The organism is Limimonas halophila (assembly GCF_900100655.1).
Classification (GTDB): Bacteria; Pseudomonadota; Alphaproteobacteria; order Kiloniellales; family Rhodovibrionaceae; genus Limimonas; species Limimonas halophila.
This window is the reverse complement of sequence record NZ_FNCE01000002.1, coordinates 300,794-321,564: the sequence shown is the minus strand read 5'-3', so window position 1 is coordinate 321,564 and position 20,771 is coordinate 300,794. Positions and strand designations below refer to the sequence as shown.

Sequence of the window (20,771 nt, the reverse complement as noted above, 5' to 3'; positions counted from 1 at the left end):
CCCCGGTTTTTAGCCCGCGGCCTGCACTGCGCGGCGGGCCATGACAGTCACGAGGTGGGCCCGGTACTCGGCGCTGGCGTGCAGGTCGGTGTTCAGCTCGTCCGCGCTGACGCGGATGCCGTCCACTGCCTCCGGCTTCCACGCCGAGGCGAGCGCCTGCTCCATCTCCGGCACACGGAAGACGCACGGGCCGGCGCCCGTGACGGCCACGCGCGTGCCCTGGGGCCCGCTGCTGACGAAGGTGCCGACGATAGCGTAGCGCGAGGCGGGGTTGTGGAACTTCCGGTAGCCCGCTTTCTCCGGCACGGGGAAGACCACCTGCGTGACGATCTCCCCGTCTTCCAGCGCCGTCTCGAACAACTCCTCGAAGAAGTCGTCCGCCGCGACCTCGCGCTGGTTCGTGCGCACCGTGGCGCCCAGGCCGACGATCGCGGCCGGATAGTCGGCGGCCGGGTCGTTGTTGGCGATGGACCCGCCGATCGTGCCACGGTTGCGCACCTGGGCGTCCCCGATCTGGCCGGCAAGCTCCGCCAAAGCCGGAATTTTTGAACGCACGGTCGCGTCCGAGGCGACCTCGTTGTGGGTGGTCATGGCGCCCACGACCACGCTGTTGCCCTCGGTGCTGACGCCCTTCAGCCCTGGAATACCGCTGAGGTCGATCACGGATGTGGGCGCCGCGAGGCGCTGCTTCATCGTGGGCAGCAGCGTCATCCCGCCGGCGATGAGCGAGGCGTCTTCCTCGCTGCTCAGCAGCTTGGCCGCTTCCTCGAGGCTGCCGGGCTTGTGGTAGTCGAATTCGTACATGGCGCCGCCTCCTTATTGAGCCGCCTGCTGCAGCCGGCGCTGGGCCGTCCGCCAGACCTTTTCCCGCGTCGCCGGCATGGAGATCTCGTCCGTGCCGAGCGCATCCGTGATGGCGTTCATGAGCGCCGCCGGGGCCGCGATCGTGCCGGCTTCGCCGCAGCCCTTGGCGCCCAAGGGATTGTGCGGGCAGGGCGTTTCGATCATGCCGATGCGGAAGGACGGCAGATCGTCCGCGCGCGGCATGCAGTAGTCCTGGTAGGAGCCGGTGACGAGCTGACCGTCGGCGTCGTAGACACCTTCCTCCATCAGCGCCTGGCCGACGCCCTGGGCGATGCCGCCGTGGATCTGTCCCTCGACAACCATCGGGTTGATGACGGTGCCGAAGTCGTCGACGGCCACCCAGTCCGCGATCTCGGTGTCGCCCGTGTCGGGGTCGATCTCCACCTCGGCAACGTGCACCCCGGCCGGGTAGGTGAAGTTGGACGGATCGTAGAAGGCCGTCTCGTCCAGGCCGGGTTCGACGCCCTCGGGGTAGTTGTGCGGCACGTAGGCGGCGAAGGCGATCTCGCCGATGGACTTGGCCTTGTCCGTGCCCGCCACGCGGAAGCTGCCGCGGTCGAACTCGATGTCGTCCACGGACGCTTCGAGCAGATGGGCGGCGATCTTCTTGCCCTTGTCGACCACCTTGTCACAGGCGCGCGAGATCGCGGAGCCGCCCACGGCCAGGGAGCGCGAGCCGTAGGTGCCCATGCCCATCGGGATACGGCCGGTGTCGCCGTGGACGATGTCCACGTTCTCCACCGGCAGGCCGAAGCGCTCGGCGACCACCTGGGCGAAGGTCGTCTCGTGGCCCTGGCCGTGGCTGTGCGAGCCCGTGAACACCGAGACCGTGCCGGTGGCGTTGAAGCGCACCTGGGCGGACTCCCACAGGCCCACGCCGGCGCCGAGCTGCCCGACCACCTGCGAGGGAGCGAGCCCGCACGCCTCGATGTAGGCGGAAAAGCCGATGCCGCGTAGCTTGCCGCGCTTTTCGGAGTCCTGCCGGCGCCGATCGAAGTTGGCGTAGTCGATCATGCGCAGGGCTTCGTCCAGACCCTTTTCGTAGTTGCCGCTGTCGTAGGTCAGCGCCACCGGCGTCTGGTAGGGGAACTGGTCGGGCTGGACGAAGTTGCGCCGGCGGATCTCCGCCGGGTCCATGCCGAGATCCCGCGCCGCCCGCTCGACGATGCGCTCGACCACGTAGGTGGCCTCCGGGCGCCCGGCGCCCCGGTAGGCGTCCACCGGCGCGGTGTTGGTGAACACCCCGCGCACGTTGCAGTGGATCGCGGGCGTCGTGTACTGGCCAGCCAACAGCGTGGCGTAGAGGTAGGTCGGGATCGAGGTGGCGAAGTTGGACAGATAGGCGCCCAGGTTGGCGATCGTGTCCACCTTCAGCCCCAGGAAGTGGCCCTGCTCGTCCAGCGCCAGCTCCGCGTGGGTGACGTGGTCGCGCCCGTGCGCGTCGGCGGCGAAGCTTTCCCCGCGCTGGGCCGTCCACTTGATGGGCTTGCCGCCCAGCTTCTTGGACGCCCAGACGCAGGTCGTCTCCTCGGGATAGGCGTAGATCTTGGAACCGAAGCCCCCGCCGACGTCGGGCGAGTGGACGCGCAGCTTGTGCTCGGGGATGCCGAGCACGAAGGCGGACAGGATGAGCCGCTCCAGATGAGGGTTCTGGCTGGTGGTGGTAAGGTTGTATTCGTCCGTGCCCGGATCGTACTCGGCGAGGCAGGCGCGCGGCTCGATGGCGTTGGGGATGCAGCGGTTGTTGCGCAGGTCCAGCTTCGTGACGTGGTGGGCCTGCTGGAACGCCTGCGCGGTCGCCGCCTGGTCGCCCAGCTCCCAGTCGTAGCAGAGGTTGTCGGCCGCGTCGTCGTGGACGGCGGGCGCGCCCTCGAGCGCCTTGGCCGGGTCGACGTTTGCCTCCAGCGGCTCCGTCTCCACCTCGACCAGTTCGGCGGCGTCGCGCGCCTGGCTGTAGGTTTTGGCGATAACCACCGCCACGTGGTCGCCGACGTAGCGCACCTTGTCGCGCGCCAGGGGATAGTGGGCAGGGGCCTTGTTCGGGTTGCCGTGCTTGTCCGTGACCACCCAGCCGCAGGGCAGAGAGCCCACGCCGTCGGCTTCCTGATCCTTGCCCGTGAAGATCGCCACGACGCCCGGCTCGTTCCGCGCCTCCTCGGTGTGGATGGCGGCGATGCGGGCGTGCGGCTGCTCGGCGCGCACGAAGACTGCGTAGACCTGACCGGCGCGGTTGAAGTCGTCGGTGTAGCGCCCGGTGCCGGTCAGGAAGCGGTTGTCTTCCTTGCGCAGAACGGTCGTGCCACTGTCCGGCATGGCGTCACCCCCTCATCTCCCGGGCCGCGTGTTGAACGGCTTTCACGATGTTGTGATAGCCGGTGCAGCGGCAGATGTTGCCTTCGAGCCAGGAACGGACGGTGGCCTCGTCCGGATCGCCCGTCCGGTTCACCAGGTCGATGGCGCTCATCACCATGCCGGGCGTGCAGAAGCCGCACTGCAGGCCGTGGTGTTCCTTGAACGCCGCTTGCATGGGGTGAAGCTCGCCGTTCTCGGCCAACCCCTCGATCGTCGTGATCTCGCAGCCGTCGGCCTGAAGGGCCAGCATCGTGCACGCCTTGGCCGAGACGCCGTCCACGTGGATGACGCAGGCGCCGCACTGGCTGGTGTCGCAGCCGACGTGCGTGCCGGTCAGGCCCAAGTCTTCGCGCAGAAAATCGGTGAGCAGCGTGCGCGCTTCGACCTCGCGCGTTACCTGCTCCCCGTTCACGGTCATGGTCACCTCGGGCATCGATCTCTCCCTGTCGATCGCCGTGTCGGGAATGCACGGGCGGCGCGGCGTTGCCGGATCTTTGGTCGTTCGTGGGGTGTCCCGGTTCTTCGCCGCCGATGCTGCCGGTGGAATGTTGTGGCCGCGGGGCTAGCCCGGTCAACCGCGCTCACGCCGGGGAATGCGCGTCTTTACGCGCTCAGGATCGCAAGGAGAATCACGATCAGGGCGATGAGACCCGGAACCCAGATCTTCGGGTCCAAGCCGCGCCGATTTTCGGGCGCTGCGCTCGGCTCCTGGGCGGGCTGGGACTCCGATCCCGGCTGCGTGGTGCCGCCCGCCGTTTCCGCCACGGTTTCCGCGGCTTCCTGCGGGGCTTGCGACTGCGCGCGGGCCGTGGTGCCGGCGCCGGCGGTTGCCTCCGCTTCCGGGGACGGGGCGGCAGTCTCGCCTGCGGGCGCCGCAGCCGGCGCTTCCCCGGTGGCCGGCGGCTCGGTCGCTTCGGCTGCCGGGGCGGTTTCCGCTTGCGGTTGCTCGGCTTCGGCCGCGGTTTCCGCCGCCTGGGCGGCGCCCACTTTCTCGGTGAAGCTGTCGAAGAACTGCTTGGCGTACTTGTTGGCCGTGGACTGGATCAGGCGCTGGCCCACCTGGGCCAGCTTGCCGCCCACCTGCGCGTCAACGGTGTAGCGCAGGATCGTCTCGCCGCCGTCTTCTTCCAGCGAGACCCGGGCCGAGCCCTTGGCGAATCCCGCCGCACCGCCGGAGCCCTGGCCGGAGATGGTGTAGCTTTCCGGCGGGTTGAGGTCGGACAGCGTCACCGTGCCCGAGAAGGTGCTGTTCACCGGCCCGACCTTGGCCTTCACCTTCGCCGCGAAGCTGTTCTCGTCGCTCTTTTCGATGGACTGGCAGCCCGGGATGCACTGCTTGAGAATCTCGGGATCGTTGAGCGCTTCCCAAACGCGCTCGCGCGGCGCGGCGATGCGCTGCTCGCCCGTCATTTCCATGGCGGCGTCCTCCCTGACTGCTGCTCGCCCCCGCGAAAACCGCGGCCATCCTTGGTCGGTCTAATGATGGCGCGGACCGGCGGCAACCGCGGGGCTGCGAACAACTTGCATGCCCCGTCCGGGGGGCCATAAGGTGCGCGCCCGATAACCGCGACCGTGCGGACGCGCCGCTGGTGCGAGCCCGGGTCTCCTCAGGTTCCATCCTTGGGTGCCAAGCGCCATGATGCTGCCCGCCGTTCTTTCCGGTTTCGTGCTCGGCGCGTTCGCGCCCACCATCCTGCGCACGCTGGGTGAGCGCGCGTCGTGGCTGCTGGGGCTGCTGCCGGCGGCGCTCTTCGTTTACTTCCTGAGCTTCCTGCCGGCGGTGGCGGCCGGAGAAACCCTCCGCTTCGCCACGCCCTGGGTGCCGGCGATCGGGGTGTCGCTCTCCTTCTTCGTGGACGGGCTGGCGCTGCTGTTCGCGCTGCTGATCAGCGGCATCGGCACCTTCGTCGTCATCTACACGGGCGCCTACCTTCACGGCGACCGGCAGATGGGGCGCTTCTACCTCTACCTGCTCAGCTTCATGGCGGCGATGCTGGGCGTGGTGCTCGCGGACAACATCATCACGCTCTTTGTGTTTTGGGAGCTGACGTCGCTCACATCCTTCCTGCTGATCGGCTACAACCACAGCGAGGGACCCTCGCGCCGGGCGGCCATGCAGGCGCTGGTCGTGACGGGCGCCGGCGGGCTGGCGCTGCTGGCCGGGCTGCTCATCATGAGCGCCGTGGCCGGCGGCAGCATGGCGCTGTCGGACCTCAACCAGGCCGGCGAGGTGCTGCGCGAGAGCCCGATGTACGCCGCGATGACGGTGCTGGTGCTGCTGGGGGCGTTTTCGAAGTCGGCGCAGGTGCCGCTGCACTTCTGGCTGCCCAACGCGATGGAGGCGCCCACGCCGGTCAGCGCCTACCTCCACAGCTCCACGATGGTGAAGGCGGGGGTCTACCTGCTGGCGCGGCTGAGCCCGTCGCTGGGCGGCACGGCGCTGTGGTTCGACGCGCTTGTCATCTTCGGCGGCGCCACGATGCTGACAGGCGCGGTGCTGGCGCTGAGTCAGACCGACCTCAAGCGCATCCTGGCGTATTCGACGGTCGCGGGCCTGGGCACACTGGTGATGCTGATCGGCATCGGCACGCCGCTGGCCTACAAGGCTGCCGCCGCGTTCCTCATCACGCACGCGCTCTACAAGGGCGGGCTGTTCCTGATTGCGGGCACCGTGGACCACGAGGCCGGCACGCGCGATGTCCGCGCGCTCGGCGGGCTCCGCTCGGCCATGCCGATCAGCTTCGCGGCGGCGGTGCTGGCGGGCCTGTCGATGTCGGGGATCATCCCCTTCATCGGCTTTATCGCCAAGGAGGTGATGTACGAGGGCGCGCTGCACACAAACGGCATCGTCGCGCTGGCCGCCGTGCTCGGGAATGCGCTGACCGTCGCCGCCGCCGGGCTGGTGGTGGTCCGGCCCTTCTTCGGCGCGCAGCCCGACCTGCCCAAGCATCCGCACGAGGGGCCGCCGGCGCTCACCATGGGCGGGCTGACGCTCGCCGTCCTGGGCTTCCTGGCGGGCATCTTCCATCCCGTCACCTCGGCGACCTTCGTCTTTCCGATGATGCAGAGCCTCAGCGAAGCCCCGCTGGAGCACGGCGCCGGTCACCTCTACTTGTGGCACGGCATCACCTGGCCACTGGTTTTGAGCGTCGTGACGCTGGCCATCGGCATCACCACCTATCTAACCTGGGACCGGGTGCATGCCGGCATCACAGGTGCGCTGCGGAGAATCGGCTGGGGCCCGGACCGCGGCTACGATCAGGCCGTCGCCGGGCTGGAACGGTTCGCCGCGATCCAGACGCGCGTCCAGCAAACCGGCTATCTGCGCCAGTACCTCTGGGTGTCGTTCGCCGTGATCGTGGCCGGTGTCGCCGGGTCGTTGCTGACGCTCGGCGGCGGGCCCGGGGCGTTCGCGTGGCCGGCGGGTGAGCTGATGGAGTGGTTGGCGCTGGCCCTCCTGATCGCCGGGGCACTGGTCACGACCGTGGTGCGCAGCCGTGTGGCCGCCGTGGCGGCACTCGGGCTCGTCGGCTATGCGGTGGCGCTGATCTTCCTGCTTTTCTCGGCGCCCGACCTCGCGTTCACGCAGTTCATGGTGGAGACGCTGACGGTCGTGATCCTGGTGCTCGTGCTCATGCGCGTGCCGCTGGAGGTGACGGCGTTCCGCCGGCGCGCGGGGCACATGCGCGACGCGGCGCTGTCCCTGGCCGTGGGTGCCACGGTGACGGTGCTGCTGCTCGCGGTCGTGCAGACGCCGCTGGATCTGCGGCTTAGCGAGTACTTCGCGGAAACCTCGGTGCCGGAGGCGCACGGGCACAACATCGTCAACGTCATCCTCGTCGACTTCCGCGCGCTCGACACCCTGGGCGAGATCTTCGTCGTGACGGTCGCGGGGCTGTCCACGGCCGCGCTGCTGGGGATGCTCAAGCGCCGCCGGCGCGGCGGGGAGGAAGCCGGCTGATGCATTCCATCATCCTCCACACCGCCACGCGCCTGCTGATGAGCCTGATTCTGATGTTCTCGGTGTACATCCTGTTCCGCGGGCACAATCAGCCGGGCGGTGGCTTCATCGCCGGCCTGATCGCGGCGAGTGCGGTGATCCTCTACTCCGTGGCGTTCGGGCCGCAGTGGGCGCGGGATGCGCTGCGCGTGCCGGCGCTCTCCATCGCCGGGTTCGGGCTATTCGTCGCGGCGCTGTCGGGTGTGCTCTCGCTGATCGGCGGCGAGCCATTCCTGACCGGGCTGTGGTACGAACCGCACCTGGGCCTGAGCATGCACGTCGCGCTGTCCACGCCGCTCATGTTCGACATCGGGGTGTACCTGGTCGTCGTGGGCGCGTTGACGGCGATCGCGCTGGAACTGGAAGAGGCCTCGGCGTGACCATGGAGCCTGTGCTCGCAATCGCGATCGGCATTCTCGTGGCGTGTGCGGTCTTCCTGCTGCTGGCGCGCGATCTGGTGCGCGTGCTGCTCGGGATCGCCATCTTCTCGAACGCCGTCAATCTGGTGATCTTCACCGCCGGCGGGCTGACGCGCAACGCGCCGCCGCTGGTGCCGGACGGACTCAAGGAGCCCGCCGGGCCGGTGGCGAACCCGCTGCCGCAGGCGCTGATCCTCACGGCCATCGTGATCGGTTTCAGCCTGCTGGCGTTCGCGCTGGTGCTGACGTACCGCGCCTATGCTTCGATGGGCACCGTCGACGTCGATGCCATGCGCGAAGCCGAGCCGCCCTACGCCGATCAGAGCCCACCCTCCGGCGCCGCCGGTCAGGAACGCGCCCGAGGGGCGGACGTGCGTGCCGAGCAGCGGGAGGCGGCGCAATGACGTGGCTGCTGATCTGGCCGATCGCCGTTCCCGTGCTGACGGCGGCCCTGTGTCTTGTCGCCTGGTCGTCGGGCCGGGCGCAGCGCTGGATTTCGCTCGTCGGCATGCTGGCGCTCGTGGCGGGAACGCTGCTGCTGTTGCAGGGCGTCCTCAGCGGCGGTGTCGCATCCGTCCAGATGGGCGGCTGGGCCGCGCCCTTTGGTATCACGCTGGTCGCCGACACCCTCAGCGCGGCGCTGGTGTTCGTCACCGCCGTGATCGGGCTGGGCGTGGCGGTCTACGCGCTCACCGACCTGGACCCGGGGCGCGAGGTCTTCGGCTTCCATCCCCTGTTCCACGCGCTGCTGACGGGCGTGGGCGGCTCCTTCCTGACGGGCGACATCTTCAACCTCTACGTCTGGTTCGAGGTGATGGTGATCGCCTCGTTCGGCCTCATGGCCCTGGGCGGCGAGCGCCGGCAGGTCGACGGCGCGGTGAAGTACGTCGTGCTCAACCTCGTGGCCACGGCCACGCTGCTCGGCGCCATCGCGCTGCTCTACGGCGTCACCGGCACGCTGAACATGGCCGATCTTGGGCGCACCGTCGCGGACCACCAGGCGCCCGCGCGCATCGCGGTGATCGCCACGTTGTTCCTGATCGCCTTCGGCATGAAGGCGGCGGTGTTCCCGCTCTACTTCTGGCTGCCGGCGAGCTATCACACGCCGGCCGCCGCGGTGTCGGCGGTGTTCGCGGCGCTGCTGACCAAGGTGGGCGTCTACGCCGTGGTGCGCACCTTCACGCTGATCTTCACTGTGGGCGAGAGCTACACGAACGCCCTCATCCTCGTGATCGCCGTGCTGACGATGCTGACCGGCGTGCTGGGCGCGATCGCGCAGACCGAGGTGCGGCGCGTGTTGTCCTTCAACCTCGTCAGCGGCATCGGGGTGATCCTGGCCGGCGTGGGGCTGGACACCCAGGCGGGGCTGACGGGCGCGCTGGTCTACACGCTGCATCACATCGTGGTCATGGCGGCGCTCTTCATGGCCGCCGGCGTGATCGAGCGCGCAACCGGCACCGGCAACCTGAACCGGCTCGGCAGCCTGTACCTGGAGCGGCCGTGGCTGGCGGTGATCTTCTTCGTCGCGGCGATGTCGCTTGCCGGGGTGCCGCCGCTGTCGGGCTTCTGGCCCAAGGTGCTGCTCGTGCAGGCAAGTTTGGATGCGGATGCCTTCATCATCGCCGCGGCCGTGCTCGTGACCGGGCTTCTGACGCTGTATTCCATGGCGAAGGTCTGGGCGCTCGGCTTCTGGCGCAACCGCCCGGCGCCGGGCGAGGCCCCGGGACCCGTCTCCGGGGGCGGGCAGGTGGCGATGTCCGCCGTCCCGTTGGCTGTGATGGCGCTGCTGACTGTCCTGATCGGGCTGTGGGCGCAGCCCGTGGTCGGCGTGGCGCAGCGATCGGCGGGGGAGCTCATGGCGCCATCCGACTACATCGGCGCCGTCCTGGGGCAGGCGACGTGACCGGGCGCGGGAGGCGAGACATGGACAGCCGGATCGAACAGCCGCCCCTGCGCAGGCAGCCCGTCAACCTGTTTGTCCTGCACGCAATCCTGACCCTGGCGTGGGTGCTGGTGACCGGCACGCTGAGCGGGCTGAACCTCGTGATCGGCTATGTCCTGGCGGGCATTGCGCTGTGGATTCCGCGCGGGCTGTGGGGGGACACCTTGTACTTCGCGCGCTTCCGGCGCGTGCTGTCGCTGGCCGGGACCTTCATCTACGAACTGGTGGTCTCTGCGATCCAGGTTCTGCAGCTCGTTTACACGCCGCGCCTGCAATTCCAGTCGGGAATCATCGCCGTGCCGCTGGATGCGCGTGACGATCTGGAGATCATGGTCTTCGCCAACCTGATCTCGCTGACGCCCGGCACCTTGAGCATGGACGTCTCGGACGACCGCGAGACGCTTTACGTCCACTCCATGGCCATCGAAGATCCCGAAGCGGACAAGCACGACCTCAAACGCACCTTCGAGGACCGGATCCGCGAGGCGTTCGAATGAGCCCATTCTTCGGCAGCAACGGCTTTCTGGGCATCGCGGTCGCGATCTCCCTGGTCCTCGTGGTCGCGGCCCTGTTGCTGACCCTGGTCCGTCTCGTGCGTGGACCGAGCCTGGCGGACCGCGTCGTGGCGCTGGACATGCTGGCGATCCTGGCCATCGGCTTCATCGCGCTGCGCGTCCTGGCCACCGGCGAGACGCTTTATCTCGAAATCGCCATCGCCTTGGGACTGGTGGCATTCCTGGCGACCGTCTTCTTCGCGCGCCTGATCGAGCGGCGCGGCGGTGAGCTGGACCACGGCTACGACAGCCTCGGTGGCCGCGACGGAGGGCGCGAGGGATGAGCCTGATCGCGGAGATCCTGGCCGGGTTGGCCGCGATGACCGGCGCGGTTTTCGTCTTCAGTGCCGCGCTGGGCCTCGTGCGCATGCCCGACGTCTACCTGCGCATGCACGCGGCGACGAAGGCGGGAACGCTCGGCTCCGGCCTCGTGCTCGTGGGCGTCGCCGTCTGGTCCGGCGAACCGGGGGTGGTCCTGCGCGCGCTGGCCGCCATCCTCTTCCTGATCATGACGGCGCCGGTGGCCGCGCACCTGCTCGGCCGGGCCGCGTACATTTCCGGCGTACCGCTGTGGCGCGGCACCTCGATCGACGAGCTGCGCGGCCGATATCAAGGGTCGGAGCACCGGCTGCGCTCGCGGCCGCGCGACAACGACGACGCGTGAGCGGGCCGGGCGCTGGGCCAGGCCGAAGGTTGCAGCTGAGGGAAAACGCGAGGGACGGTGAGCGCGCCGCAGTTCATCGCCAGCGAGATTTACCGGCATTCCAGCTACGGCCGGAAGCACCCGCTGGCCATTCCGCGCGTATCGAGCTGCCTCGACCTGTGCCGCAGCCTCGGCTGGCTGCCGGATGCGGTCTATCACGACAGTCCGCGGGCCACGCCTGCCGAACTGGCCCGCTTCCACGATCCCGCCTACATCGCTGCCGTGCAGGCGGCGGAACGTACGCAACAGGTCTCGGACGCCGTGAAGATGCGCCATCACCTGGGCGCGCGTGGCAACCCCGTTTTTCCCGAGATCTTCCGGCGGCCCGCCACTGCCTGCGGCGGATCGTTGCATGCCGCGTCGCTGCTGCTGGCCGGTGTGCGATGCGTCTACAGCCCGGCCGGCGGCACACACCACGGGAGGCCCGACCGGGCAAGCGGCTTCTGTTATTTCAACGATCCCGTTTTGGCGCTGCAGGCGCTGTTGGACGGCGGGCTGACGCAGATCGTCTACCTGGACATCGACGCGCATCACGGCGACGGCGTCCAGGATGCGTTCGCCGAGGACGACCGTGTGCTCACGGTTTCTGTCCACGAGGTCGGGCGCTGGCCAATGACGCGGAACAGCCGCGATCCCGCCGCCAGCGGCGGTCCTGCCGACCGGGCCGGCGGCATGGCGCGGAACATCCCGGTCCCGGCGGGGTTTAACGACAGCGAGATGGCCTACGTGTGTGAAGCTGGACTCATTCCGTTGGTGGAATGGTTCGAGCCGGAGGCCGTGGTGGTGCAGGGCGGCAGCGACGCCGTCGCCGAGGACCCGCTGTCCGGCCTGATGCTGTCGAACACCGCGCTGTGGAGCGTGGTCGCAGCCGTGAAACGCTTGGCGCCGCGGCTGTTGTGCCTGGGTGGCGGCGGCTACAATCCGTGGTCCGTGGCACGCTGCTGGACGGGGATGTGGGCTGTGCTGAACGATCTGGAGGTGCCGCGCCGCCTGCCGCCGGAGAGCGAACGGCTGTTGCGGGGGCTGGAATGGCGCCACAGCTGGGTGCGCCGGGCGGATGCTGGCTGGTTCACCACGCTGGCGGACGCGCCGCGCCATGGGCCCGTGCGCGAGGACGTTCGTGCCGCGGTGCGGGCCGCAATGGCGCCGTGACGGGCGGGTCGGCCGTTCTTGCTGCGATGCTCAGCGTTGTTGGCGGCCTCTTGCTCGCCGTCTCGACCCCGCAACCGCTTCAGGCGCAGGGTGCGCCCAAGTTTCCGACGGACAGCCTCACCATCGTCGCGGCCCCGGACGAGCGTCACACCTTCACGGTCGAGGTTGCGCGCACCGAGGATCAGCGAGCGTGGGGGCTGATGTACCGGCGCGAGCTGGCGCGCGACCACGGGATGCTCTTCGTCTACCCGCGGGTGCGCCGCGTGGCCATGTGGATGAAGAACACCTTCATTTCGCTCGATATGCTGTTCATTGGGCCGGATGGGCGCATCCGCCGCATTCACCGCGACGCCGAGCCGGAATCGCGGGCCAGCATCCGCTCCGGCAAGCCCGTGAAGGCGGTCCTGGAAGTGCGCGCCGGAACGGCCGCTCGCCTCGGCCTCGAGCCCGGGGACCGTGTGCGGCACCCGGTTTTCGGTGGCGGCGGTTAGCGTTTGCGCGCCAGCGTCAGGCCGTCGCCGATCGGCGTCATGGCGAGGGTGACGCGGTCGTCCTCCCCGAGCTTGGCATTGAACGCGCGGATGGCTTCGGTGGCCGTATCGGTTTTGGCCGGATCGACCACCGAGCCGCCCCAGAGGGTGTTGTCCGCCAGGATCAGGCCGCCGGGACGCAGCAGCTGTAGGCAGCGCTCGTAGTAGGCTTGGTACCTTTCCTTGTCGGCATCGATGAAGGCGAGATCGTGGGCGCCGGCCTGGCCGTCGTCCAGCAGCGCGTCGAGGGTTTCCAGGGCCGGCGCGATGCGCAGCTCGACGCGGTCGTCGACGCCCGCTTGCCGCCACGCGCGCTGGCCAATCGCCGTCGCCTCGGGATCGACGTCGCAGGCCAGGATTTGCCCATCCGACGGCATCGCCAGCGCCATCCAGAGTGTCGAATAACCCGTGAACGTACCGATCTCGATGACGCTGCGCGCGCCCATCAGTTCGACAAGGAGGTGCATGACCTGACCCTGTTCGGGCGCGATCTGCATGTGCGCGTCGGACCGCGCCGCCGTCTCTTCGCGTAGCCGTGCCAGAACCTCCGTCTCGCGCGAGCCGACCCGGTGGACATACGCCGTGAGCGCGTCGTCGAGCCCGATGGAGCGCGTCGACATGCTATCCTCCGTGTGCTGTGGGAGGCAGCCTAGAAACGCGCGCGCTGAAGCCGCAAGCGCCACATCTTGCCGGGCACCGTGCCGGTTTAGTATGCACGGAGCCAGCGCGGGGCGTAGCTCAGTCTGGCAGAGCACCTGCTTTGGGAGCAGGAGGCCGCAGGTTCGAATCCTGCCGCCCCGACCAGCACATGCGCTCCACAGCACGGGAATGGCGCCGCCATGCAGGCCCGCATCTATCAGCTGCCGAAGTCCGCGACACAGTCCGGCAAGGCCCGCACCGACCACTGGGTTCTCGAGTTCGAGCCCGAGCACAAACGCGAGGTCGAGCCGCTCATGGGCTGGACGACCAGTTCCGATACGCAGACGCAGGTGCGGCTGTTTTTCCCGAGCAAGGAAGACGCGATCCGTCACTGCGAGCGCGAGGGCTACATGTACTCCGTGGAACCGGAACGCCGCCGCACGGTGAAACCCAAGTGGTACGGGGACAATTTCACCTACGGCCGTTTGGGGATGTGGACCCACTAACGCCCGCTGCGATTGTGCGCCCATAGCTCAACAGGATAGAGCGCGGGACTTCTAATCCCGGGGTTGGAGGTTCAAGTCCTCCTGGGCGCACCACCTCCGCTGGGTCATTTCAAGCGGCCTTCTTATTTGGCTTATTCGCCAAATTCGCGGTATCCGGTCGATTGGGCGCGATGGCGCTTGGTGAGGCGGAGCAGTCAACGTCGCGCGGTCAAGCCGCCACGAATCGCCACCTTGCTGGACGGCGCGCGTTTGGTTTTTTTATCGGAACAAACGAATTGCTATAGCATTTATTACACGAAAAATTTTAAATCGAATAAGTTAAAAACGCCATTCCCGTTTCTCTGTGATCCATCCCTTTGTGGGATACGGCCAATCCTGATCCCTTCCCTATATTACCGGAAGAGCGCTATGTTGATCGAATTAAGCCTAAAAAGGCGAGGAATGTCGTTCGGAAAATCCAAAAATTGCTGCCAATGAGAACAACCATATTTGCCGCACATTCTCTATGCTGCTCATCTGGGCGGTGAAGTTGGCGCGCTCGCCGGATGCGGCGACACCGTGCGGTCCAGTGGCTCCAGGTCCGCCGCCAATGGCATCGCACGTTCGCGATGCAAGCGGAGGTAACAGTGCCCGCGAGCACCCAGGGAACGGCACCGCAACTGCGCGCGGCGGTCATCAGCGCTGATCCCGACTTGGCGAAAGAGGTTGCCTTCGCCGTGGAACGCGGGCCGCAGTGTACTGCTGAAAGCTACGATGGCATTTCTGCGTTCTTCGAGCGCAGCGGCGGAAGCTACGATGTCGTGCTCGCGGATCCGGAGAGTTTGCGAAGTCTCTCCGAAGAAAAGTTCCAGTGGCTGAGCCGCGGCCACACGGTCGTTCTCATGGTTCCGGAAGCGGACATCGCGCGGGTTCCCCGGCTGATCGAGCAGGTGGACGCAATCCTCGTGCGGGACCGGCAGCTCGAGGTGGCCGGGGCGGTGATCTATCTGGCTCACCATGGCTACGCCGTGATGCCGCGCGGCGCGTCGGCCGTGCCGGTTGCCGACGCCCTGCGTCTGCGCCTGATCCATCATCTGACATCGCGCGAAATGGCGATCCTGGCGCTGCTGGGGCAGGGGGCCGACAACCGGACGATTTCTTCCATGCTCGGGATTTCAGAGGCCAGCGTGAAGGGGCATCTGCGCTCACTCTTCCGAAAGCTCCACGTTCGCAATCGGACGGAGGCTGCGATTCTCTACACACACATGGCCGACAAGGTGCCCCGGTACGAGCGTTGAGGCGTTGGGCCCGATCATGGCTGCCGCTCGTCTTCAGGCGAAACGCCGTAGTGCAGGGCCCAGATCGCTGCTTGCGTCCGGTTGCGGGCATCGATTTTGCGCATGATGCTCTTGAGATGGACTTTGACCGTGGACTCGGTGAGGTCCAGACGGTTGGCGATTTGCTTATTGGACCAACCTGCCGACAGGCATCGCAGGATGTCTTGCTCCCGATTCGATAGCCGCGCAGCGGCGGGGGTTGGCCCGGTATGGGGCCGCGGACCAGCCGTGGCCGTGTGCATCACGGACGCCAGCAACTGGGTCGGGAAGATCCGCTGACCCAGCGTGGCCAGATTGAGGCTCGGAATCAGCGCTGCCCCCGAGATCGTCTTCAGAATGCAGCCGTCGGCGCCGGCATTGAAACACGGATAGAGAAGCTCGCCTTGCCGAGCTGTGGCCAGCACAACCAGGAACGCACCGCCCGTGACCTGGCGCAACGCGCTGAAGGTCTCCGCGACATCCTCGGGAAGGGCGTTCGCATCGATCATGAGCAGCGATTTGGGATTCTGACCGTCTTTGGTGGCACGGTAAAAGGACTCCAAGTCTGAGTGTTCCCCAGCCACAAAAAACCGTGAGCCGGCGAGAATTCGCGCTGTCCCGTCCCGTGAGAGGCGGTCGGCATCGATGATATGCGTGTGTATTGTCGTTTCGATCTGGGCATCCTGCGGAAGCTGGACCATGTGCATCGTTTTTGATCCTCGCGTTGGAGCATGGTCATCTGATGCCAGTTAAGTGCCGCGGCTAACGTTGAGCCCGCACGCGTCACGCCCCTGGTGGTTTATGAGCATACTGCGGGTTCCACCAATGATACGAGCATAAAATTTGGGTAATGCGTTTTTTCCGAAAACGGGATGACGTTTTCGAGAAATGCGCTCCGTGAACGATGACCAGAATAGGTATTTTTGGGAACATCCTGTCATTCTTTGTGTTCGGACCTGTCTGGCTAAGATTAGAAGGCTCATTTGGAGCCTTCCAAACAAAAGCAGCTTCGGTGTCTCAGCCAAACGCAGCCCGGAGGTGGTATGAATGGACAGCTTTTGTCCGCATGGCGGCCTAACGACGATGGTATCGCCCCCTTTTTCGACCTGAGTGCCTTTCGTTTGGAAAGAGTTATCCGTATCAAGGTCATGCAGGCATCCCGCCATCTGCGGCGAGCCTGACGAAGGAGAGGTGCGCGATGATGACGAAGTGGTTCAAGAACTGGTTGGATCTGCTTTTCTGGTGGCTGCCGAAAACACCGGACGCGCCGGGCGAACAGCACAGCGCGCGAACGGAATCGCAAGCGCCCGGCCAGGCGCACGAGGCGGAACCCGCTGCACCCGCGACCGAGGCGGGTGATGACTTGACAGCCATCAAAGGAATCGGCCCCGCCACGCAGGAAAAGCTGCAAGCGCACGGTGTCTCGCGTTTCGCCGACCTGGCGGCGGCCGATCCCGGGCAGTTGACCGCTCAACTGCGAAAGGACCAACCGGGCATCTCCGAAAAGCGTGTCCGGGGATGGATCGACGCGGCGCGCGCTCGCACTGCCGGGGAACAAGGCCGTTAAGCGCTAATGAGCGCAGGGTGTTTGCGTGCCTGCGGACCGGTCGCGGAGTCGCGCAGCCGGGCCATGTTGTGCGGGACCGACCCGGGTAGGTGTTTCGGTCGCGAACCGGGCGTACGCGCTTATTCCGATGTGTAGCTCCGAAACACGGCGGCGTCTGCAATAATCTCCCCCCGCAATCGCGGGCCATCGGGGTGCTCTCCCGGTTCGAACCATCGCGGGAGGTTTTGGACGGCCGGGCCAACGGCCGTTCCGCCCAAGGTGAGTGCCGGCAGTCCGATGAACACAGCCTTGTTCCGGCTCCCGCTCGGGATGCCGCCGACCTGGGTGGGCCAATGACACGGGCATTCTCGCGTACACACGCTGCCGCCGACGCGTGCGGGACCTGTGCCGCGGTTGACCGGCCCCCATTTCCCGGGATGTCGGAGACGGAACGGGCCGCCCTGGACCCGAGCCGGAAGCCCGCCCGGGGGTATGGGGCAGGGGCGCTCCTCTTCAGCGAGAACGAACCCTGCACCGAGATCTTTCAGGTCCGTGAGGGATGGGCGCTGACCTCGCGACTGCTGGCCGATGGGCGGCGCCAGGTGATCGACATCTTCTTGCCCGGGGACGTACTCGGGCTTTTCCCGCACGCACGGGCCACGATGCCGTGTGCCGCGGAAGCGGTGACGCCGGTGTCCGTGTGGGTCTTCGACCACGCACGCCTCTTGACGTGCCTGACAGCGTCACCGCGCATGAGCCGCCACGCCCTCTCGCTCTTCGCCGGCCACAATGCCGCGCTGAGCGAACACCTCGTCAACATCGGCCGGCGCACGGCGATCGAGCGGGTTGCCGCGTTCCTCCTGGAGCTCTTCGACCGCTCCCAGCGCGCCGGACTGACCGATGGGCCCGTGTGCCCGTGTCCGCTGACACAAACAGACATCGGTGACGCCCTGGGCCTGAGCAATGTCCATGTCAGCCGCACGCTCACGCGCTTGCGTCAGGCGGGCATTGCCCGGGTGGCGAACGGGACGCTGCATCTCCTGGATCGCCCCCGGCTGCACGCCCTGTACAACAGCTGACCCCTTTGACCCGCGGGCGGCGCGTTTCGGGTAGGCCGCCCGCAGTACGCCGAAAGACAGGTTTCGTTTCCCTCGAAATTGGTGCATCACCGACATAACGAGGGACTGCTGACCGATATCAAAAACCACAAGCGGTCAGGAACCTGTCGACCGACCAAACACAAGACAGGGGTCCGTCTGAATGGGCGGCAAACGGGGCGCCGGTCATCCGCACGACGTCGCCGTGACAGGCGGTGCGCAACGGGGAGGTTGTCCAGATGCACGCCCAGGATGCCGACGCCGCGCCGGCCTGCCGATCGCTCACGGAGAGCGCCATTCGGGAAAGCGTGAAGCAGCGCTTCCGGGCCGCGAAGCTCCCATACTTCCGCATTAAGGAAATCGAACTCGTCGACGACCAGGTGGCTCGCGTGCATCTCGTCGGCCAGTCTGGCGCAACGGCGCTGTGGCTCACGGTGGACCGAATAACCGGACATATCCGCCAGTACCGTTAAAGGCCATCGCTGACGAATGGCGGCCGTGTCACGCGATGCCAGGGCGCCGAGAGGATCGCTGAAAAGTGCAGCCAAGACGCGCGCATAATCCATATTATGCTAAAACTTTGGTCGCTGAGGGTGGCGGATTGCACCGGCCGCAGGCGGTTTTGGTCGACGGCCGTTGCGCCGAAGAGCTATATGCGCGGCGATGCGACTGTGGCTAGGTTGACGGCCATTCGGTTCGGCACCAGGAGCAAGCCGGATGGTATCCGTTACGTCGCTGGCGATCCCTGAGATCAAAGAGGTTGTTCCACGGATTTTCGCGGATAGCCGCGGCTTCTTCTCGGAAGTGTTCAACGCCGCCAGGCTGGAAGCACACGGCATCGAGGCCGGATTCGTGCAGGAAAATCACTCGCTGTCCCGAACGGCCGGCACGGTCCGCGGGCTCCACTTCCAGATCCCACCTTACGCGCAGGCGAAACTGGTCCGCGTGGTGCGTGGCCGGCTTTTGGATGTTGCCGTCGATCTGCGGTCCGGCGCACCCACGTTCGGCCAGCACGTAAGCCATACCCTGAGCACCGACGCCTGGAATCAGCTCTTCATCCCGGAAGGCTTCGCGCACGGGTTCTGCACGCTGACCGACGATACCGAAGTCGTGTACCTCGTTACCGCCGGATACGCGCCGGAGCACGAGCGCGGCGTGCGCTGGGACGACCCGGACCTCGCGATCAATTGGCCCGTTCGCGGCGACAATGCGGTTCTGTCGGACAAGGACCGCAGCTATCCGCGTTTGCGGGATCTGCCACATTTCTTCACCTGAGCCACGGACACGGTGGTCCCGACCATGACCTCGACATCCGCCATCCTCGTCGTGGGTCGCAACGGTCAGCTCGCCCGGGAACTCGAGCGCACGGCGCGATATCGGGGGCGTGCGCTCGCCATCCTCGGCCGGGACCAGGCGGACGTGACGGACGCCACAGCAATTTCCGAAGTGGTCGCCGCCATCAATCCGAAGGTGGTGATCAACGCCGCGGCGTACACGGCCGTGGATCAGGCCGAGAGCGAGCCGACGGCCGCGTTCCGGCTCAACGACGATGGCGTGGTTCATCTCGCAAACGCGTGCCGCGACGTGAATGCTGCCTTGATCCACGTTTCCACGGACTATGTCTTCGACGGTCGGAAACGCGCACCTTACACGGAACAGGACGAAGTTTCGCCAATTAACGTCTACGGCCAAAGCAAGGCGGCCGGCGAAGCAGCGCTGCGCAGCATCCTGGCGCAGCATGTGATCCTGCGCACCTCGTGGCTGTACAGCGCGTTCGGCCACAACTTCGTGAAGACGATGCTGCGGGTCGGTGCGGAGCGCCGTGAGCTCCGAATCGTCACCGATCAATATGGGAACCCGACGGCCGCGCACGATCTCGCGGCCGCCTGCCTCGACATTGCGGACCGTCTAATGAATGGGCCGAACAACACCCTGTACGGCACGTTTCACTGCACCGGCAGCGGCTGGACGTCGTGGTACGGCTTGGCAGAACACGTCTTTGCGGTCGCGGAACGGACGCAACCCGGGCGCGCCATCCCGACGCTGGAACCCGTGACGACCGACCAATGGCCGACGGCCGCGGCGCGGCCGCAATTCGCCCGTCTCTCGTGCGACCGCCTCTCCGCCATGTACGGCATCACGGTGCCGCCATGGCAGGACAGCCTCGCCCGTGTCGTCACGGAGCTCCTCGACAGCGGCTGGTGATCCAGCCCGACTTGGCGGGATCTCGTATCAAGCGGACGGGCTGACTGCGTGATTCCGCCCGATATCGGCCCGGTTGCCGGCCCCAGTTCCGACACGATCGCCTGCAGTTTCAGCGATTTTCAACAGATGGGCGCCGTAGCCGGATTTCGCCTGCCGAGCGCCGAGGTCGCGCAATGCGTCGGCGCTGATGCGGTCAGCACGGTACGCGGCTTCCTCGACGCAGCCGATTTTTCCGCCGTCTTCCCGTTCCAGGGCCCGGATGTGCGAGGCCGCAGCCAACATCGCGTCGTGCGTGCCGGCGTCGATCCAGCTGTCCGGCGTTTCGAGCCGATGGACCGTCAGTTCCCCGCGGTCCAGATACCACGCGTTCAGGTCCGTGATTTCCAGCTCGCCGCGGCCCGACGGCGTCAGGTTCGCCGCTACCTCGCTCGCGCGAGAGTCGTAGACGTAAACGCCCGTCACGGCCCAATTCGAAGGCGCCGGATCAGGTTTTTCCACGAGTTCCAGCGGCCGACCCTGGGCATCGAGCGTGACCACCCCGTAACGTTCGGGGGACCGCACCCACGTGGCCACCACGTGGCCGCCGGGCTTGCCGGCGGCGGCGCGAAGGTGTGCCGGAAGATCGGGGTCGAGGAAGATGTTGTCCCCCAACATCACGGTCGCGCCCTCGCCGTTCAGATGCGGCCGCGCAACGATAAGGGCGTGGGCGATGCCTTTGGGTTCCGCCTGCACGGCGAAGCGGATTCTGATGCCGAGATGGCGGCCGTCGCCGAGCAGCTGCTCGAACCGCGCCTGATCCTCCGGCCGCACGACCAGTAGGATGTCGTCGATCCCGGCGGCAATGAGGGTGCTGAGCGGATAATAGATGAGCGGCTTGTCGTAGACGGGCAGCAACTGCTTGTTCACCGCAAGGGTGGCCGGATACAGCCGCGTGCCGCTCCCGCCGGCGACGATGACGCCCTTCATG

Annotated in this window: 23 protein-coding genes and 2 tRNA genes; 18 read left to right on the top strand and 7 right to left on the bottom strand. The window is 66.9% G+C overall.

Going from position 1 to position 20,771, the window contains the following annotated elements; all coding sequences use genetic code 11:
• Positions 1–9: 9 nt before the first annotated feature.
• The 4 genes from BLQ43_RS04480 to BLQ43_RS04465 all read right to left on the bottom strand — a co-directional run bounded on the left by BLQ43_RS04480 (position 10) and on the right by BLQ43_RS04465 (position 4,632).
• Complete coding sequence (locus BLQ43_RS04480) at positions 10–804, bottom strand: FAD binding domain-containing protein (RefSeq protein ID WP_090018922.1); 795 nt, start codon at positions 802–804, stop codon at positions 10–12.
• 12 nt (positions 805–816) lie between these two features.
• Entirely contained in the window at positions 817–3,177 is a 2,361-nt protein-coding gene (locus BLQ43_RS04475; RefSeq protein WP_090018921.1) for a xanthine dehydrogenase family protein molybdopterin-binding subunit, read from the bottom strand.
• 4 nt (positions 3,178–3,181) lie between these two features.
• Positions 3,182–3,649 carry a (2Fe-2S)-binding protein gene (locus BLQ43_RS04470; protein ID WP_090018920.1) on the bottom strand — a complete coding sequence of 156 codons (468 nt, stop codon included), beginning with the start codon at positions 3,647–3,649 and terminating at the stop codon, positions 3,182–3,184.
• A gap of 170 nt (positions 3,650–3,819) precedes the next feature.
• Positions 3,820–4,632 carry an SRPBCC family protein gene (locus tag BLQ43_RS04465; RefSeq protein WP_090018919.1) on the bottom strand — a complete coding sequence of 271 codons (813 nt, stop codon included), beginning with the start codon at positions 4,630–4,632 and terminating at the stop codon, positions 3,820–3,822.
• Between the two features lie 220 nt (positions 4,633–4,852).
• On the opposite strand from BLQ43_RS04465, the gene BLQ43_RS04460 reads away from it, so the two are divergent.
• Genes BLQ43_RS04460 through BLQ43_RS04420 form a run of 9 tightly spaced genes read left to right on the top strand, consistent with a single transcriptional unit; the run spans position 4,853 to position 12,477 of the window.
• On the top strand, positions 4,853–7,177 hold the full coding sequence (locus BLQ43_RS04460) for a putative monovalent cation/H+ antiporter subunit A (RefSeq protein ID WP_218119118.1): 2,325 nt from the start codon (positions 4,853–4,855) through the stop codon (positions 7,175–7,177).
• Positions 7,177–7,596, top strand: a complete 420-nt coding sequence (locus BLQ43_RS04455; RefSeq protein ID WP_090018918.1) for a Na+/H+ antiporter subunit B — start codon at positions 7,177–7,179, stop codon at positions 7,594–7,596. Before BLQ43_RS04460 ends, BLQ43_RS04455 begins: the two co-directional genes overlap by 1 nt.
• Positions 7,597–7,598: 2 nt before the next feature.
• Positions 7,599–8,039, top strand: coding sequence for a Na+/H+ antiporter subunit C (locus BLQ43_RS04450; protein ID WP_090018917.1), 441 nt, complete (start codon positions 7,599–7,601; stop codon positions 8,037–8,039).
• Positions 8,036–9,538 carry a Na+/H+ antiporter subunit D gene (locus BLQ43_RS04445; RefSeq protein ID WP_090018916.1) on the top strand — a complete coding sequence of 501 codons (1,503 nt, stop codon included), beginning with the start codon at positions 8,036–8,038 and terminating at the stop codon, positions 9,536–9,538. The genes BLQ43_RS04450 and BLQ43_RS04445 overlap by 4 nt, the downstream gene beginning before the upstream one ends.
• A 20-nt stretch (positions 9,539–9,558) precedes the next feature.
• Positions 9,559–10,074 carry a Na+/H+ antiporter subunit E gene (locus BLQ43_RS04440; protein WP_090018915.1) on the top strand — a complete coding sequence of 172 codons (516 nt, stop codon included), beginning with the start codon at positions 9,559–9,561 and terminating at the stop codon, positions 10,072–10,074.
• On the top strand, positions 10,071–10,415 hold the full coding sequence (locus tag BLQ43_RS04435; RefSeq protein ID WP_090018914.1) for a monovalent cation/H+ antiporter complex subunit F: 345 nt from the start codon (positions 10,071–10,073) through the stop codon (positions 10,413–10,415). Before BLQ43_RS04440 ends, BLQ43_RS04435 begins: the two co-directional genes overlap by 4 nt.
• Entirely contained in the window at positions 10,412–10,795 is a 384-nt protein-coding gene (mnhG, locus tag BLQ43_RS04430; protein ID WP_218119117.1) for a monovalent cation/H(+) antiporter subunit G, read from the top strand. Before BLQ43_RS04435 ends, mnhG begins: the two co-directional genes overlap by 4 nt.
• Positions 10,796–10,852: 57 nt before the next feature.
• On the top strand, positions 10,853–11,986 hold the full coding sequence (locus tag BLQ43_RS04425; RefSeq protein ID WP_090018913.1) for an acetoin utilization protein AcuC: 1,134 nt from the start codon (positions 10,853–10,855) through the stop codon (positions 11,984–11,986).
• A 26-nt stretch (positions 11,987–12,012) separates the two neighbouring features.
• On the top strand, positions 12,013–12,477 hold the full coding sequence (locus BLQ43_RS04420) for a DUF192 domain-containing protein (RefSeq protein ID WP_090018912.1): 465 nt from the start codon (positions 12,013–12,015) through the stop codon (positions 12,475–12,477).
• On the opposite strand, the gene BLQ43_RS04415 is transcribed toward BLQ43_RS04420, so the two are convergent.
• Positions 12,474–13,136, bottom strand: a complete 663-nt coding sequence (locus BLQ43_RS04415) for an O-methyltransferase (RefSeq protein WP_090018911.1) — start codon at positions 13,134–13,136, stop codon at positions 12,474–12,476. The genes BLQ43_RS04420 and BLQ43_RS04415 overlap by 4 nt on opposite strands.
• A gap of 107 nt (positions 13,137–13,243) precedes the next feature.
• On the opposite strand from BLQ43_RS04415, the gene BLQ43_RS04410 reads away from it, so the two are divergent.
• From BLQ43_RS04410 to BLQ43_RS04395, 4 genes are all read left to right on the top strand, one after another.
• Positions 13,244–13,320: transfer RNA gene (locus BLQ43_RS04410), tRNA-Pro, on the top strand.
• Positions 13,321–13,355: 35 nt separating this feature from the next.
• The gene (locus BLQ43_RS04405) at positions 13,356–13,661 is read left to right on the top strand and encodes an ETC complex I subunit (RefSeq protein ID WP_090018910.1); all 306 of its coding nucleotides are present in this window, start codon (positions 13,356–13,358) and stop codon (positions 13,659–13,661) included.
• A gap of 16 nt (positions 13,662–13,677) precedes the next feature.
• Positions 13,678–13,754: transfer RNA gene (locus BLQ43_RS04400), tRNA-Arg, on the top strand.
• Positions 13,755–14,287: 533 nt separating this feature from the next.
• Positions 14,288–14,938, top strand: coding sequence for a response regulator transcription factor (locus BLQ43_RS04395; RefSeq protein ID WP_176758516.1), 651 nt, complete (start codon positions 14,288–14,290; stop codon positions 14,936–14,938).
• 14 nt (positions 14,939–14,952) lie between these two features.
• Here BLQ43_RS04395 and BLQ43_RS04390 read toward each other — a convergent pair whose 3' ends face one another.
• A complete protein-coding gene (locus BLQ43_RS04390; protein WP_090018908.1) occupies positions 14,953–15,663 on the bottom strand; it encodes a LuxR C-terminal-related transcriptional regulator in 711 nt (236 codons plus the stop codon).
• Positions 15,664–16,154: 491 nt separating this feature from the next.
• Between BLQ43_RS04390 and BLQ43_RS04385 the strand changes: the two genes are divergently transcribed.
• The 5 genes from BLQ43_RS04385 (at position 16,155) to rfbD (ending at position 19,804) form a co-directional block, all read left to right on the top strand.
• Positions 16,155–16,523: a helix-hairpin-helix domain-containing protein gene (locus tag BLQ43_RS04385; RefSeq protein WP_090018907.1), complete on the top strand. Its 369-nt coding sequence runs from the start codon at positions 16,155–16,157 to the stop codon at positions 16,521–16,523.
• Positions 16,524–16,939: 416 nt separating this feature from the next.
• Complete coding sequence (locus BLQ43_RS04380; RefSeq protein WP_176758515.1) at positions 16,940–17,581, top strand: Crp/Fnr family transcriptional regulator; 642 nt, start codon at positions 16,940–16,942, stop codon at positions 17,579–17,581.
• 257 nt (positions 17,582–17,838) lie between these two features.
• Positions 17,839–18,072: a hypothetical protein gene (locus BLQ43_RS04375; RefSeq protein WP_143006158.1), complete on the top strand. Its 234-nt coding sequence runs from the start codon at positions 17,839–17,841 to the stop codon at positions 18,070–18,072.
• Between the two features lie 244 nt (positions 18,073–18,316).
• Complete coding sequence (rfbC, locus tag BLQ43_RS04370) at positions 18,317–18,874, top strand: dTDP-4-dehydrorhamnose 3,5-epimerase (RefSeq protein WP_090018904.1); 558 nt, start codon at positions 18,317–18,319, stop codon at positions 18,872–18,874.
• A 24-nt stretch (positions 18,875–18,898) separates the two neighbouring features.
• On the top strand, positions 18,899–19,804 hold the full coding sequence (gene rfbD, locus BLQ43_RS04365) for a dTDP-4-dehydrorhamnose reductase (protein WP_090018903.1): 906 nt from the start codon (positions 18,899–18,901) through the stop codon (positions 19,802–19,804).
• A 27-nt stretch (positions 19,805–19,831) separates the two neighbouring features.
• On the opposite strand, the gene BLQ43_RS04360 is transcribed toward rfbD, so the two are convergent.
• Positions 19,832–20,770, bottom strand: coding sequence for a sugar nucleotidyltransferase (locus BLQ43_RS04360; protein WP_090018902.1), 939 nt, complete (start codon positions 20,768–20,770; stop codon positions 19,832–19,834).
• Position 20,771: the final 1 nt, after the last annotated feature.